We start from the raw sequence: 13,964 nt of genomic DNA on the forward strand, positions 1-13,964 counted from the left end.
TATGCGCTGGAGCCTGCTTTTGGCGGAAGGTGCCGGTCGGCTCTCCGCTGCCGGAATAGTATCCGCGACGGCGGATGCCCGAGAGTTGGCGGAGGCTGTCACGGAGCATGCTCAACTCCCCATTGAGGCCGATAGCGAGGCGGTGGAGCGCTTTCGAGAGCTTGTTTCGCGGCGCTGCCGCCGGGAACCACTGCAGCATATTACCGGCCGCATGTACTTTCGCTTCCTCGAACTGATCTCCCGACCCGGCTGTTTCATCGTGCGACCGGAAACGGAGATGGTGGCCGGAGACGCCATCGACGCGGCACGCGAGTTCCTGGCGGTGCGTGGCAGTGCCCGGGTAGTGGACCTGTGTACGGGCAGTGGCGCAATAGCCTTGGCTGTGGCCACCGAGGCTGTCGGTGCCGATGTTATTGGCGTTGACTGCGATCCACTGGCCCTTGCCCTTGCGCGGGAGAACAATGCGCGTTATGGCAATGCTGTGCAGTTCGTTGCAGGCGATGCGCGGACGGCAGACGTGGGACCGGCGGACGTCGTCGTCGCCAATCCGCCCTACGTGCCGCCCGATGTTGTGCTCTCACCGGAAGTCGAGGCAGATCCGCCGCTTGCCCTGTGGGGCGGTGGCCCGCGGGGGCTCGATATGCCGCTGGCGCTTGTCACTCGGGCGATGGAACTATTGCAGCCAGGCGGTATTCTCGTGATGGAGCATGCGGAGAACCAGGCATCCCTGTTGCGAGATGCGGCGCGTGGTGCGGGATTCGCTCAAGTTCACACCGGGAGCGATCTGACCAACCGTCCACGATGGTTATGGGCGCGGAAGGAGGACTGATGTCGGTATACGACTGCGGCAGCCGGTTGGACGTGGCGGTAAGTGCCGCCGCACAGGCGGTGCGGCGCGGTGAATTGGTGGTGCTCCCCACCGATACCGTATACGGGGTCGGTGCAGACGCCTTCTGCGCTGCAGCGGTGAACCGACTGCTCACCGTCAAAGGGCGGGGCAGGGAGAAGCCGTCACCGGTGTTGGTGGCATCGCAGGCCGACGCGGAGCGCCTTGCGGTGATCTCGCAGGAGGCGCGGATGCTAATGCGACTGTGGCCGGGGGCGCTCACCATCGTCCTTCCCGCCCGGCCCGAGATTGGATGGGACCTCGGAGAGACCGGCGGTACGGTTGCGTTACGAATGCCCGCCGATCATGTGGCCCTCACCCTTTTGGAAGAGACCGGTCCGCTCGCCGTTTCTTCGGCGAATATCACCGGACAACCGTCGGCATTAACGGTGCAAGAGGCGCGGGAACAGCTGGGGAACGCCGTCGCCGTGTATCTTGATAGTGGTCCCTGCAGCGGCGGGACGCCGTCGACGATCATCGACGGGCGCGACCTGACAATCCTGCGGCACGGGGCCATACCAGACGATGCTATTGTGACGGCCATGTAGGGAGTTGGTGTGCGCGTTTATCTTCTCCTTATGGTGATAGCGGCTGCGGTAACGCTTGTGCTGGTTCCGGTGGTACGCCGCGTGGCACTCGCGGTGGGCGCGATTACGCAGCTGCGAGCCCGCGACGTTCATACCGTGCCCATCCCACGATTGGGCGGTGTTGCAATGTACGCAGGGCTGGTAGTGAGTTTTGTGGTTGCATCACGCATTCCGTATCTTTCACGCGTACTGGGCACGGGATCAGCCGCTTGGGGAGTGCTGATCGGCGCGGGGATCATGTGCGCAGTCGGCATTATTGACGATATATGGGAGCTCGACTGGTACGCCAAGCTGGCCGGCGAGGTCCTTGCGGCAGGCGTGATGGCCTGGCAGGGTGTGCAACTGGTAACTCTGCCGGTGATGGGCTTGACGGTCGGATCTAGTCGCTTGACGCTGCTCGCCACTATTGTGGTGGTAGTAGTCGTGGTTAACGCGGTGAATTTCATGGATGGGCTGGATGGACTCGCTGCGGGGATTATCGGGATTGCTGCTGCGGCGTTCTTCCTCTACTCGTATATGCTGACTCGGAATGCCTCGCCGGGCGACTACACCTCGGTAGCCTGTGCTATGGTGGCCGGACTGGTAGGTATCTGCGCAGGTTTTCTGCCCCATAATTTCCATCCCGCCAGTATTTTCATGGGTGACTCCGGCGCGTTGATGCTTGGCACAGTGATCGCGGGCGCGGGAATCCAGGTGACCGGGCAGATTGATCCGGCCAACACGTCGATCGGCTACGCATTACCGGCATTCATGCCCCTGCTGGTACCTATGGTTGTGATACTGCTGCCGCTGGTTGACTTCATTTGGGCCGTGGTGCGGCGTTTGGCGCGCGGCCAGGCCCCATTCCATCCCGACGCCGGTCACCTGCATCACCGACTGCTGCGGCGCGGGCATTCCCATGTGGCGGCAGTGCTCATCTTGTACATGTGGGCCGCAATCGCGTCTTTCAGCTGTGTGGCACTCGTCGTGATTCCGGGACGCCGGGTATTCCCGGTCTTCTTACTGCTGTGCGTGATCGGCGTTGTCATAACACGACGCCAGTTGCATGTGCCCCGCAGAGATACTGCGACTGCCGGTCATATGGCCGGTTCTGAGGATATGCGTCAGGGCTCTCCGACGCCCGTAGAGTCTTCCGGAACCGCCACTGTCGGTGGCAATCGGGAGGACCACGTGTCCGCCACGACGGAGGAACGATGAACGAAGTCGACGACGACGCCGGACACACGCGGGCTTCGTCCGCGACATCCGATGAACTGCCCGGGCAAATGGGACGGCGCGTGCGGCGTGAACCGGGACGTCGGCGTACCGCGCGCGAGACGCTGCGTGCGGTCGCACTATGGAATGTGATCAGCCTAGGCTCTCTGGCTCTGATCAGTGCTGCCGCCGTGTTCGTGGCGGGCAATCGTGATGCCGCGCTGGGCATTCTCGCCGGTGCTCTGATTGTTATTGGATCAACGGTGGCGTCGTCATTGACCCTATTCGGCGGGGCACTGCAGACCCTGCTCTACGTGGTGAAAATGCTCGTCATTGTTGCGGTACTGTCGCTCATCGTACAGTTCCTGGCGGTGGACACCCGTGCCCTGCTTCTCTCCGTCGTCTGCGCAACCGTGGTTTCGCTGGGCGTGGACATGGCGGTGATTCTGCATGGTGGTGGGCCGCAGGACTGATCGCCGCGGCGAGCGATCATTTCTCCCCACCCGCGCGCCGTGCCCGCCCGCATGGCGGGATTCCTGGTAGGCGCACGAGAATCCGAACCTCGGGATGTCCTGCTTTGCCGGTTGGTCCACGCCCGTGTAGGCATGGTGACGCGGTACCTTGTGGCAGTCCGACGCACTCATGTGGATGCTCCGCACACAGAGTTTTATAACAGGTGTGTCTCTGCGGCGCGAATGTGGCTATGATAGAGATCGTGCGGCTGCGCCGCACACGGTCTGTATCTAGCCAGTGAGATCGGAGGGCATACCTTTGTCAATGACGCTGCTCAGTGCCCTTGCGCCACTCGCGGAAGGCGGTGGCTTCGAGCCACCGTCGGTAGAGGAGTTCTTTCCAGAACCGTTCCTTTTTGCGGGCACGCCCTTCGCCATTAATCGTGTGGTTCTAGTCCGCTTGATTGCGGCGGTGGCGCTGTGCGCGATCTTGGTCATCTACTCGCGGCGGGCACGCCTGGTACCCAGACGGGCACAGAACGCCGTGGAAATGCTGCTCGACTTCTCTCGGAAGAACGTGGGGGAGCAGATCTTGGAGGACCGAGCCGGGCCATACCAGCCGCTGTTGGCAACTATTTTCCTCGGCGTGCTTTTCATGGATATAACCGGTATCATTCCGGGCCTGCAGATCGCTGGCACTTCTTTGATAGGTATGCCGTTGGTGTACGCCATTGTCGCCTACATCGCCTTTATCGTAGCGGGCTGTAAGGCGCACGGGGCGGGGCATTTCTTCTGCTCCCAGTTGTTTCCGCCGGGAGTGCCGAAACTTGTCTATCTTCTCATGACGCCCATTGAGCTAATCTCGACCTTCGTCATACGGCCGTTGACCCTGACCGCTCGACTCTTGGCGAATATGGTCTCCGGCCACCTGCTGCTCGTGTTGTGCTTCCTCGGCACTAACGCGCTTTATTTCTCTATGGGAGGCCTGGGCGGGATTGCCTTGGGTACTGTTACCCTACTGGGTGGGATCATCTTCACCGCTTTTGAGGCCTTCATTGCTGCATTGCAGGCCTATATCTTTGCCCTTCTGACGGCAGCGTATATTGCGCTGTCGCTGGAATCGCACTGACACCGCAAATTAACCGAAAAGGACACATTCATGATCGGTAACATCGCCACAATCGGATACGGCCTTGCCGTGCTTGGCCCGGGAATTGGCGTCGGATTGATCGGCGCGAAGAATCAGGAGGCGACCGCGCGCCAACCTGAGCTCAGGGGCTATCTGCGAATCAATATGTTCCTGTCGATTGCTTTCACCGAGGCCCTCGGTCTGATTGGCTTCGCGGCAGGCTTCGTCTTTGGCGTCTGATTATGTTGCTGGCTGAAGATTCTCTTATCTTGCCGGCGACACCGGACCTGGTGTGGGGAACAGTTTCCTTCGTCATCATCGCCGTGGCGGTCTATAAATTCGGATGGCCCACCTTCATGCGTCTGCTCGATGAGCGTACCGCGAAGATTGAGGAGGGGCTGAATGCGGCCGCGCGGGCCAAGGATGAGGTTGCTGCAGAGCGCGCGCAGTTGACTCTGCAGGTTGAAGACGCGCAGCGGGAGGCGGCGCAGATTCGTGAACGAGCGCAGGCCAATGCGGCATCCATCATTGCGCAGGCACAGCGAACGGCCAGCGACGAGGCGGAGCGTATTGCCGGTGCATCGCAAAGGCAAATCGAGGCGGATACCAACACGGCGCGCCGTAGCCTGCGAACGGAAGTAGGTGTGATGGCCAGCGAGCTCGCCGGACGCATCGTCGGTGAGCAGACTCTCGATCCGGAGGTTTCGCAGCGCGTGATCGACCGTTTCCTGGACGAGTTGGAGGCCAGCTCTCCGGTACCCGCCAGCACCGAGGAGAACTGATGCGATCGGGAAGCGAAGCGGCTCTTGCCGCAGCACGCGAACGCTGGGATGCCCTGCTCTATGAGCGGGGGAACGAGGCCGCTTTCGCAAGGGAGATTTTTGACCTGGCGGATACGCTTGGCTCCTCGCTGTCGCTCGCGCGCTCGCTGACAGACGCTTCCCGCAGCGGCGATGCCCGCGTGCAGTTGGCGCGGGATGTCCTTACCGGGAAGGTCAGCGGAGAGGTTCTTGATCTGCTCAGCGGGCTGGTACGGGAGCATTGGTCCGACGACGACGATCTGCTCACGAGCTTGGAGGAACTCGGCATTCTGACCGTGCTGGCTGGTGCGCAGCGCGAAGGCCGCCTGATGCGGGTGGAAGAGGAACTCTACCGCTGTATGCGCGTTCTGCGCGACGAGCGTGATGTGCGTGTGGTTCTATCCGACCCCGTCTTCCCGAAGGAGAAAAGAGCCGATCTCACACGGCAGATTTTCGACGCAGTGGCGCCGGAAACCGCGACCTTGCTGGGGCGAGCGGCGGTGCATGCTCCGCAGCCGTCCTTGGCTCAGTCGCTTCTGCATATGATGAACGAAGCGGCGGGGCGCAATCGGCATCTCGTTGCGGCGGTTACTGCGGCGGCTCCGTTGACGACTGAGCAGGAGGAGCGTCTGACTCGAATTCTCACCGCACGCTACGGCCAGGAGGTCAGCGTCCACGTTGCGGTTGAGTCGGCCGTCGTCGGCGGACTACGAATTCGAGTCGGTGATGAAGTCATTGACGGTTCCCTTGCCACGCGGATTAGGCACGTTCGGGAGGAGATCATCAAATGACCAGAAGTGCCGGGATGATGACCCGCACGAGGACGATGACAACACGAGCTTCGGCTCACCACGCGGCAGCGACCGCATAGTGGAGGAATGAGGAATGGCTGAACTGACTATTCGCCCGGAGGAGATTCGGGCCGCGCTGGACAGCTTCGTGAACTCATACGAACCGGCGAGTTCCGTGAGCGAAGAGGTCGGTCACGTCACCATGACGGCCGACGGCATTGCGCGTGTTGAGGGACTGCCCGGTGCCATGGCAAACGAGTTGCTGCGTTTCGAAGATGGTACGCAGGGCCTGGCCATGAACCTGGAGGAGCGTGAAATTGGCGTCGTGGTGCTGGGGGATTTCTCCAGCATCGAGGAAGGACAGGAGGTCCGCCGCACCGGTGAGGTTCTGTCGGTACCGGTTGGAGATGGCTACCTCGGGCGCACAGTTGATCCGCTGGGTAACCCGATCGACGGGTTGGGTGAGATCGCTCCGGTCGAAGGCCGACGGGCCCTGGAGCTGCAGGCCCCAGGCGTGATGATGCGTCGGTCCGTGTACGAGCCGCTGCAAACGGGAATTAAGGCTATCGATGCCATGATCCCGATCGGACGTGGACAACGCCAGCTCATTATCGGTGATCGGCAGACCGGAAAGACCGCGCTCGCTCTCGATACGATTCTGAATCAGAAGGAGAACTGGGAGAGCGGCGACCCCAGCAAGCAGGTCCGTTGTATCTATGTGGCCATCGGGCAGAAGGGGTCAACCATCGCCTCGGTGCGTTCCACCTTACAGAAGGGTGGCGCCATGGAGTACACAACCATTGTTGCCTCTCCTGCGTCCGACCCGGCAGGTTTCAAGTATCTGGCTCCCTATACCGGTTCCGCTATCGGCCAGCACTGGATGTACGGCGGCAAGCATGTTCTGATCATCTTCGACGACCTGTCCAAGCAGGCGGAGGCGTATCGCGCGGTGTCGCTACTGCTGCGGCGGCCGCCGGGGCGTGAGGCCTACCCCGGTGACGTCTTTTATCTGCACTCGCGCCTCCTGGAGCGTTGTGCGAAGCTCTCCGATGAACTCGGCGGCGGCTCCATGACCGGCCTACCGATGATCGAGACGAAGGCGAATGACGTATCGGCATATATTCCAACGAACGTCATCTCCATCACCGATGGCCAGATCTTCCTCCAATCCGACCTGTTCAACTCGGATCAGCGCCCCGCGGTTGACGTGGGTATCTCGGTGTCGCGAGTCGGTGGCGACGCGCAAATCAAAGCGATGAAGAAGGTTGCTGGCACACTGAAGATCACCTTGGCGCAGTATCGTTCGCAGCAAGCATTCGCCATGTTCGCATCTGATCTGGACGCGGCGACGCGTCAGCAGCTAACGCGTGGTGAGCGTTTGATGGAGCTGCTGAAGCAGCCGCAGTACACACCGTTTGCCGTCGAGGACCAGGTGGTATCCGTATGGGCGGGAACAGCGGGTTTCCTCGATGAGGTGCCGGTGAGTCGGGTGCACGATTTCGAGGCGGGTATGCTCGACTATGTTCGGCACAACTCCAACGTTCTGGATACTATCCGCGATACTGGTGTGCTCGACGACGACACCGAGGAGACTCTGCGGAAGGTTGTGGCTGAGTACCAGCACAGCTTCCTGGTAGCTGAAGGCTTGATCGAGCCCGAAGGCGAGACCGCCGCAGCAGAAGCCGAAGAGGTGCAAGAGCAACTCGTGCGAGGCAGGCGAGGCTGACCATGGCGGGGGCACAGAGGGCTTTTAAGGAGAAGATCCGGGCGACTCAAACCTTGGAGAAGGTTTTCAGCGCCATGGAGCTGATCGCAGCATCGCGAATTTCGCGGGCCCGTGAGGCTGCGCAAGGATCGGATCCTTATACCCGCGTCCTCACGCAGTCGATTGCGGCAGTGGCGGCGCATGCTTTCGATCATCGACATCCGCTTCTCAACGCACGTACAGACACGAATCGTGTAGCGGTTCTCGTTGTCACCTCTGATCGAGGCATGGCGGGGGCGTATTCGGCGTCGGTACTGCGCGAGGCGGACCGACTGCTGGAGTCGCTGCGGGACGAGGGCAAAGAGCCGGTACTATTTGTCAGCGGACGGCGCGGGGAATCATACTTCCGTTTCCGTAATGTTGAGATGGTACGGACGTGGACCGGGCATTCGGATAATCCGGGTGTGGAGATCTCCGATGAAATCGCCCGCACCCTGCTGGATCTCTTTCTTGCTCCGGCGAGTGAGGGTGGTGTTGCGGAGTTGCACGTCGTTTTCACACGTTTTGTCTCCATGGTTAAGCAGGTGGTGCAGGTGCGGCATATGCTGCCCATGGAGGTTGTCGAGCCGGAAGAATCACTGGTCTCGGAAGATGTGGAGCGGGACGAGCTCGGTGACTATGTGCCGGGAACGATGCCGCTGTACGAGTTTGAGCCCTCCGCACGTCAGGTATTCGACCTGCTGTTGCCGATGTACGTCAACCAGCGGATTCGCTCCGTGTTGTTGATGTCGGCGGCATCTGAACTGGCATCGCGGCAGCAGGCAATGCATTCTGCCACGGAAAACGCGCAGCAACTCATAGAGGATTACACGCGCTTGGCGAACAACGCCCGCCAAGCGGAAATCACAACCGAGATCACCGAGATTGTGTCGGGCGCCGATGCGCTCAAACAAGATTGACATGGAGGAAGACGATCAGCGTGAAGGAAGAGAAGAACATGACTGACACTGTCGAGACGCCCGTCGTCGGCCAGGGTCGCGTTGTTCAGGTCATCGGTGCCACCGTCGACGTCGAGTTCCCGTCCGATGCTCTGCCAGAGATCAACAATGCGCTGGTCACCCGGGTGGACCTTTCCGCACAGGGTGAGGGGGAGGGCGCGTCCGACATGACGCTTGAAGTGGCCCAGCACCTTGGCGACAATATCGTCCGTTGTATTGCCATGAAGCCGACGGACGGCTTGGTGCGTGGTGCTCTGGTACATGACACCGGTACTGCCATTACCGTGCCGGTGGGGGACGCCACCAAGGGGCACGTTTTCAACGTGCTCGGCGACTGCCTCAATCTCAAGGCGGGGGAGACCCTAGAGATAACCGAGCGGTGGCCGATTCACCGTAAACCACCGTCGTTCGATGCACTGGAACCTGAGACGCGCATGTTCCAGACCGGAATTAAGGTCATTGACCTGCTAACTCCGTATGTGCAGGGTGGCAAGATCGGTCTGTTCGGCGGCGCCGGCGTGGGGAAGACGGTTCTGATTCAGGAAATGATTCAGCGTGTTGCCCAGGACCATGAGGGCGTCTCTGTGTTTGCGGGTGTCGGGGAGCGCACTCGTGAGGGCAACGACCTCATCCACGAAATGGACGAGGCGGGGGTACTGGATAAGACCGCCCTGGTATTCGGGCAGATGGACGAGCCGCCCGGGGTGCGCCTGCGGATCGCCCTGTCCGGCTTGACCATGGCGGAATACTTCCGTGACGTGCAGAACCAGGATGTGTTGCTGTTCATCGACAATATCTTTCGGTTTACGCAGGCGGGTTCGGAAGTATCCACTCTGCTCGGACGCATGCCGTCCGCCGTCGGATACCAACCGACCCTGGCGGACGAGATGGGTGCCCTGCAGGAGCGGATCACCTCCACGCGAGGGCATTCCATCACGTCACTGCAGGCGATTTACGTTCCTGCTGACGACTACACCGATCCCGCGCCAGCGACAACATTCGCCCATTTGGACGCGACGACGCAGCTTTCCCGCGAAATTGCCTCCCGCGGACTTTATCCCGCCGTCGATCCGCTGACCTCCACATCGCGTATTCTCGACCCGCAGGTGGTGGGGCAGGAGCATTACGAGGTTGCGACCCGGGTGAAGGCGATCCTGCAGAAGAACAAGGAACTGCAGGACATCATTTCCATCCTCGGTGTGGATGAGCTTTCCGAGGAGGACAAGGTGACGGTGGCACGAGCACGCCGGATCCAGCAGTACCTCTCGCAGAATACGTACACGGCGGTGAAGTTCACCGGTGTTGAGGGGTCCACGGTACCGGTGGATGAGACGGTTGAAGCCTTCCGGCGCCTGTGCGACGGCGAATATGACCATATCCCGGAGCAGGCGTTCTTCAATATTGGTGGTCTCGAGGATATCGAGCGCGCCTGGCAGCGCATCCAACAGGAGCAGGCCTGATGCTGGTCGAGATTGTGGCACGCTCCGGACCGGTGTGGTCTGGGCGGGCCGACCATGTGAGCGTTCCATCCGTGAATGGGGCAATGGGCATCCTTCCCGGGCATACGCCGCTTATGGCGCTGCTTGATGCGGGCCCGGTGGAGGTGCGGCAGGGGGATGGTACGGTCGAGGTGTTCGATGTCGACCGCGGCTTCGTCACCGTGGATAGCGACCATGTCTATATCGTCGCCGACGGTGCGGGTAATGGCGCTGCGCGGAGAGGTGTGGCGGAGTAGTGGGAGCGAGCGTCATCGCCATGGTGCGGCTGATTCTTCTTGTCGCAGCCGTTCTTTTCATCGTGGTGTATGGCGCCATGGTTATTCGCCTACGGATGCTGCTCAAGCGGGTCGGCACCTTTCAATGCTCGCTACGAGTGGGGCCCGGAGCGTGGCGGACCGGTGTCATGATGTTTCGTCCGGACGCTCTGCTGTGGTTTGCGACTCGTTCCTTACGGCCGCAGGCGCGCTACGTGATCGCTAGGTCAGCTCTTCGCCTCTCGGGCCATAGCACGGTCGGCGACGACATTATCATTGCCGATCTGTCGGTGGGCGGTGCCACCTTGCAGGCCGCAATGTCGTCGGCGTCACTGGCGGGGTTGGTGTCCTGGCTCGATTCAGCACCGCCGGTGGAGGAGCCCACCGACATCTGAACCTTACAGGGCCACGCACAGGGGAGCGGTTCCGGCGTTATGCGCGGTGACGTGTACGCTTGCAGGGTGCGTGTAGTTTTTGCCGAATGCTCTGTTGACTACTCCGGTCGTCTTGATGCTCACCTGGAGCCCGCCGTGCGCTTACTGGTGATGAAGGCGGACGGGTCCGTGCTCGTCCACTCCGACGGCGGCTCCTACAAGCCTTTGAACTGGATGAGTCCTCCGGCCAGAATGCGCCAGCGCGAACCGGATCCCGAGGAGAGCGCGGCGGGTGTCAGCGAGGTATGGGAGGTCTCGCATCTGAAAACCGACGACGCGCTGATCATTCGGATTTTCCAAGTGTTCGGCGATTATGAACGGACGCTTGGTGAAGAGCCCGGCTTGGTCAAGGATGGGGTGGAGGCGCATCTGCAGAAACTCCTCGCCGAGCAAGTGGAACGCTTGGGCAAGGGACTGAGTCTGGTGCGGCGTGAGTTTCCCACGCCCATCGGACCGGTGGATCTTATGCTGCGCGACGGAAATGGCGGGCATATAGCCGTTGAGGTGAAACGGCGTGGTGAGATTGACGGCGTCGAGCAGCTCACCCGCTATCTGGATCTTCTGGGGCGTGATCCGCTTCTGACTCCGTTACGGGGGATATTCGCCGCACAGGAGATTCGGCCGCAGGCGCGCATTCTCGCCGCGGACCGTGGTATAGAGTGCGTAACGCTTGACTATGACGAGATGCGCGGACTTGACCGGCCGGAGGATCGCCTGTTCTAGTGCACCGTCACTCTGAGCTGCGACAGGGAGCCGACAAGGGTGTAGCGTATGTATGTGCGTCGATCCAAGAAATACTCTCGTCCGGTACGACCGCTCAACATCGAGGCGGCCATGGGAGGCGTGCACCACGAACGGGGCCGTGATGGCACAGACTACAAGGTCCACCATATTTCGGCGGGTAGCAAGCAGTACGTCTGCCCTGGCTGCAACGGCATTATTCTCGTGGGTGAAGCGCATGAGGTGGTGTGGACGGAGGATACGATCTGGGGAGCGCAGTACGGCATTGATTCCCGACGGCACTGGCACACGTCCTGCTGGAAGCATCGGGGCCGTTAAACGCGCCGCGTACCCGTTCGCACGTGTGCTCGTGACCCGCTAATGTTGGCTTATGACTTCACTTGCTTGGCGCCGCACTGGCCCACACAGCGATCTTCCGTTCGTTTTGCTGCATGCCATGCCCCTAGACGGCAGCATGTGGGACTCCGTCCGAAGTGAATTGGCGGAAATTGATGTTCTGACCGTAGATGCTCCCGGGTTCGGCGGCTCGCCCTCCGGTGTGGAGCTGCAGGGCGAATACGGTATCGCGTCTGCTTCGGTGGAAGTATTCGTCCGGGCGCTGAAGGATACGCTTGACTCCATCGGCATCGCCAGGATCGTTATCGGCGGCCTGTCCATGGGAGGATCGGTGGCGGCAGCGTTCACTCTGGCATACCCGGGGATGGTAGCCGGCCTGGCCCTAATGGATACCAATATTGGCGCCGACATCCCCTCTCACCGCGAGATCCGCTTGAATGCGCTGCGGCTGTGCGCCGAAGGTCGCCCTTACGACGCGGTCAAGGACTGGACCACCGTAATGGTCTCCCCGTCCTGTTCACAGGAGATCCGCGACTCTCTCGATGCGCGGTTCCGGCAGATATCAGCACCCTCGCTGGCCTGGGTCCAAGAAGCGTTGATGAATCGCGCCGACGCGAGCGACGCGGTGCGTATTGATGGACCGGTGCTACTGGAACGCGGCAGCGACGATGCGACCTGTTCGCGGGAATCCTTTGCCGAATTACAAGAGCGGGCCCCGCATGCGCGTATCGCAGAGATTCCGGGAGCCGGGCATTTCACCGCCGACGAGAAGCCGACCGAGCTAGCGGCACTGCTGCGGGAACTCTACCAGGAAGCGAGTGCAACCCAGGCATGAGCCCGCCACCCGTGCCCGGTGGCGGGCACGGGTGCACGTGTTACACGGCCTCCTCGCCGCTTGTTGCGGCGGAGTCATCCGTTGTCTCGGTGTCTTCTTCCAGCTCTGCGGCGCTATCGGCCGCCGGTGCGGTAAAGGCGCCGTCGGCGTCCTCGGCTGCGTTGGCCGCAGCATTCGCAACGATCGTTGACACGGCGATGGAAGCCGAGCTGTCGGAGGCAAGCAGGGCGCGCATATCCTCAATGTAGGAGCTGAGGACCTCGCGCTGCTCCTGGAGCAGCGCGACCTGCTCTTCGGCGGAGGTTGTTGTTTCGACGGCGTCCTCCGCCGCTTCCTGCCGGATACGTTCCGCTTCCGCGCGGGCGGTGCTGAGCATTTCTTCCGCCTCCTGCCGCGCGGCATTGACGATCTTCGCTGCTTCCGTCTCGCTCGACGATGTCAACTCCTCGGCGCGTTCGGTCGCCTCGGCCAAGCGGCGTTCCGCCTCATCGGCGCGGGCCTCGGCGGTACGGACCATATGCTCGGCTGCCGAGCGTGCCTCGGTTTCCGCCGCGGCACGCTCGTCGGCGCTGCGTTTGCGCAGGCTTGTGACCTCCCGATTAACGCTGGCACGTAGCGAGGCAACCTCTTCGTTTGCCTCGGTGCGGATACGGTTCGCTTCGCGTTCCGCCTGTGCGCGTAAGGTCGCTACTTCCTCCTCCGCTTCGGCGCGCAACGCGGTCAGCTCGTCGTCGGCCCGGGCGCGTTGCTGTTCCACATCATGTGTCGCTTGCGAACGTAGCGCGGCAACCTCCGCGTTCGCCGTTGTTCGTACGCGATTGGCCTCCCGCTCGGCGGATGCCACCAGCTCTTCGGCGGTGCGCTGCGCATTGGCTGTCAAGGCGTTGGCCTCCTTGCGGGATGAGGCGCGCAGTTGATCCGCATTGGCGTGGGCGCGCGCCAGCGTATCCTGGGCCTCGGACTCGGCTGCGGCGGTGAGATCATTCGCCCGTGATTGGGCGCGGCTAATGGTGGATTCGGCGTCGGAGTTCGCCCGCGCCATCACGTCCATGGCCTGTTGCTCTGTTGCGTGGAGGAGACGTTCCACGCGGGAACCCAGGCCGCCATAAGTCGGTCGGTCATTTTCCCGCAGCTGTTTGCGAGCCTCAGCGAGTTCGCCGGACAGGCGGAGCACACGTGAATCGAGGCTCGCCACCTGTGAACGTGTATCGTCCAGAGCCTTCTCCAGTGAATGTACGCGCTCGTCGACCTGGGCGCGGTCATAACCACGGCGGACGAGCGGGAAGAGCGGACGATCTTCATCCATGTTAACCCTTTCGATAA

At 61.5% G+C, this 13,964-nt stretch carries 17 protein-coding genes; 16 read left to right on the plus strand and 1 reads right to left on the minus strand.

Features of this window, described 5'->3' with window-relative positions:
* Window position 1 precedes the first annotated feature (1 nt).
* The 16 genes from EKN07_RS07800 to EKN07_RS07875 all read left to right on the plus strand — a co-directional run bounded on the left by EKN07_RS07800 (window position 2) and on the right by EKN07_RS07875 (window position 12,641).
* On the plus strand, window positions 2-829 hold the full coding sequence (locus EKN07_RS07800) for a HemK/PrmC family methyltransferase (RefSeq protein ID WP_108716122.1): 828 nt from the start codon (window positions 2-4) through the stop codon (window positions 827-829).
* Entirely contained in the window at window positions 829-1,434 is a 606-nt protein-coding gene (locus EKN07_RS07805; protein ID WP_205647234.1) for an L-threonylcarbamoyladenylate synthase, read from the plus strand. Before EKN07_RS07800 ends, EKN07_RS07805 begins: the two co-directional genes overlap by 1 nt.
* A gap of 9 nt (window positions 1,435-1,443) precedes the next feature.
* Window positions 1,444-2,670, plus strand: coding sequence for an MraY family glycosyltransferase (locus EKN07_RS07810; RefSeq protein WP_108716121.1), 1,227 nt, complete (start codon window positions 1,444-1,446; stop codon window positions 2,668-2,670).
* Window positions 2,667-3,140: a hypothetical protein gene (locus EKN07_RS07815; RefSeq protein WP_108716120.1), complete on the plus strand. Its 474-nt coding sequence runs from the start codon at window positions 2,667-2,669 to the stop codon at window positions 3,138-3,140. The genes EKN07_RS07810 and EKN07_RS07815 overlap by 4 nt, the downstream gene beginning before the upstream one ends.
* 304 nt (window positions 3,141-3,444) lie before the next feature.
* Window positions 3,445-4,248 (plus strand): F0F1 ATP synthase subunit A, encoded by an 804-nt coding sequence (gene atpB / locus EKN07_RS07820; protein ID WP_108716119.1) that lies wholly within the window; start codon window positions 3,445-3,447, stop codon window positions 4,246-4,248.
* Window positions 4,249-4,278: 30 nt separating this feature from the next.
* On the plus strand, window positions 4,279-4,488 hold the full coding sequence (gene atpE, locus EKN07_RS07825; protein WP_108716118.1) for an ATP synthase F0 subunit C: 210 nt from the start codon (window positions 4,279-4,281) through the stop codon (window positions 4,486-4,488).
* 2 nt (window positions 4,489-4,490) lie between these two features.
* Entirely contained in the window at window positions 4,491-5,030 is a 540-nt protein-coding gene (atpF, locus tag EKN07_RS07830; RefSeq protein WP_108716117.1) for a F0F1 ATP synthase subunit B, read from the plus strand.
* The gene (locus EKN07_RS07835) at window positions 5,030-5,839 is read left to right on the plus strand and encodes a F0F1 ATP synthase subunit delta (protein WP_126146102.1); all 810 of its coding nucleotides are present in this window, start codon (window positions 5,030-5,032) and stop codon (window positions 5,837-5,839) included. The genes atpF and EKN07_RS07835 overlap by 1 nt, the downstream gene beginning before the upstream one ends.
* 94 nt (window positions 5,840-5,933) lie before the next feature.
* On the plus strand, window positions 5,934-7,565 hold the full coding sequence (gene atpA, locus EKN07_RS07840; RefSeq protein ID WP_126146103.1) for a F0F1 ATP synthase subunit alpha: 1,632 nt from the start codon (window positions 5,934-5,936) through the stop codon (window positions 7,563-7,565).
* Window positions 7,566-7,567: 2 nt separating this feature from the next.
* The gene (locus EKN07_RS07845; RefSeq protein ID WP_126146104.1) at window positions 7,568-8,503 is read left to right on the plus strand and encodes a F0F1 ATP synthase subunit gamma; all 936 of its coding nucleotides are present in this window, start codon (window positions 7,568-7,570) and stop codon (window positions 8,501-8,503) included.
* Between the two features lie 38 nt (window positions 8,504-8,541).
* Window positions 8,542-10,002 (plus strand): F0F1 ATP synthase subunit beta, encoded by a 1,461-nt coding sequence (gene atpD, locus EKN07_RS07850; RefSeq protein WP_108716723.1) that lies wholly within the window; start codon window positions 8,542-8,544, stop codon window positions 10,000-10,002.
* On the plus strand, window positions 10,002-10,277 hold the full coding sequence (locus EKN07_RS07855; protein ID WP_108716114.1) for a F0F1 ATP synthase subunit epsilon: 276 nt from the start codon (window positions 10,002-10,004) through the stop codon (window positions 10,275-10,277). The genes atpD and EKN07_RS07855 overlap by 1 nt, the downstream gene beginning before the upstream one ends.
* A complete protein-coding gene (locus EKN07_RS07860) occupies window positions 10,277-10,690 on the plus strand; it encodes a DUF2550 family protein (protein ID WP_108716113.1) in 414 nt (137 codons plus the stop codon). Before EKN07_RS07855 ends, EKN07_RS07860 begins: the two co-directional genes overlap by 1 nt.
* Window positions 10,691-10,756: 66 nt before the next feature.
* Complete coding sequence (gene nucS, locus EKN07_RS07865; protein WP_108716722.1) at window positions 10,757-11,452, plus strand: endonuclease NucS; 696 nt, start codon at window positions 10,757-10,759, stop codon at window positions 11,450-11,452.
* 54 nt (window positions 11,453-11,506) lie between these two features.
* Window positions 11,507-11,788 (plus strand): ATP/GTP-binding protein, encoded by a 282-nt coding sequence (locus tag EKN07_RS07870; protein ID WP_108716721.1) that lies wholly within the window; start codon window positions 11,507-11,509, stop codon window positions 11,786-11,788.
* Between the two features lie 52 nt (window positions 11,789-11,840).
* Complete coding sequence (locus EKN07_RS07875) at window positions 11,841-12,641, plus strand: alpha/beta hydrolase (RefSeq protein WP_108716112.1); 801 nt, start codon at window positions 11,841-11,843, stop codon at window positions 12,639-12,641.
* A 40-nt stretch (window positions 12,642-12,681) separates the two neighbouring features.
* Here EKN07_RS07875 and EKN07_RS07880 read toward each other — a convergent pair whose 3' ends face one another.
* Window positions 12,682-13,947 carry a cell division protein DivIVA gene (locus tag EKN07_RS07880; protein ID WP_108716111.1) on the minus strand — a complete coding sequence of 422 codons (1,266 nt, stop codon included), beginning with the start codon at window positions 13,945-13,947 and terminating at the stop codon, window positions 12,682-12,684.
* Between the last annotated feature and the right edge of the window lie 17 nt (window positions 13,948-13,964).

Source organism: Actinobaculum sp. 352, assembly GCF_003957265.1.
Taxonomy (GTDB): Bacteria; Actinomycetota; Actinomycetes; order Actinomycetales; family Actinomycetaceae; genus Asp313.

What these genes read in the sequence shown, in the direction of transcription:
- EKN07_RS07835 (WP_126146102.1), top strand. Translation starts at nt 5,030, where the DNA reads ATGCGATCGGGAAGCGAAGCGGCTCTTGCCGCAGCACGCGAACGCTGG.
- atpB (WP_108716119.1), top strand. Translation starts at nt 3,445, where the DNA reads ATGACGCTGCTCAGTGCCCTTGCGCCACTCGCGGAAGGCGGTGGCTTC.
- EKN07_RS07815 (WP_108716120.1), top strand. Translation starts at nt 2,667, where the DNA reads ATGAACGAAGTCGACGACGACGCCGGACACACGCGGGCTTCGTCCGCG.
- EKN07_RS07800 (WP_108716122.1), top strand. Translation starts at nt 2, where the DNA reads ATGCGCTGGAGCCTGCTTTTGGCGGAAGGTGCCGGTCGGCTCTCCGCT.
- EKN07_RS07875 (WP_108716112.1), top strand. Translation starts at nt 11,841, where the DNA reads ATGACTTCACTTGCTTGGCGCCGCACTGGCCCACACAGCGATCTTCCG.
- EKN07_RS07845 (WP_126146104.1), top strand. Translation starts at nt 7,568, where the DNA reads ATGGCGGGGGCACAGAGGGCTTTTAAGGAGAAGATCCGGGCGACTCAA.
- atpD (WP_108716723.1), top strand. Translation starts at nt 8,542, where the DNA reads ATGACTGACACTGTCGAGACGCCCGTCGTCGGCCAGGGTCGCGTTGTT.
- EKN07_RS07855 (WP_108716114.1), top strand. Translation starts at nt 10,002, where the DNA reads ATGCTGGTCGAGATTGTGGCACGCTCCGGACCGGTGTGGTCTGGGCGG.
- atpF (WP_108716117.1), top strand. Translation starts at nt 4,491, where the DNA reads ATGTTGCTGGCTGAAGATTCTCTTATCTTGCCGGCGACACCGGACCTG.
- EKN07_RS07880 (WP_108716111.1), bottom strand. Translation starts at nt 13,947, where the DNA reads ATGGATGAAGATCGTCCGCTCTTCCCGCTCGTCCGCCGTGGTTATGAC.
- atpE (WP_108716118.1), top strand. Translation starts at nt 4,279, where the DNA reads ATGATCGGTAACATCGCCACAATCGGATACGGCCTTGCCGTGCTTGGC.
- atpA (WP_126146103.1), top strand. Translation starts at nt 5,934, where the DNA reads ATGGCTGAACTGACTATTCGCCCGGAGGAGATTCGGGCCGCGCTGGAC.
- EKN07_RS07805 (WP_205647234.1), top strand. Translation starts at nt 829, where the DNA reads ATGTCGGTATACGACTGCGGCAGCCGGTTGGACGTGGCGGTAAGTGCC.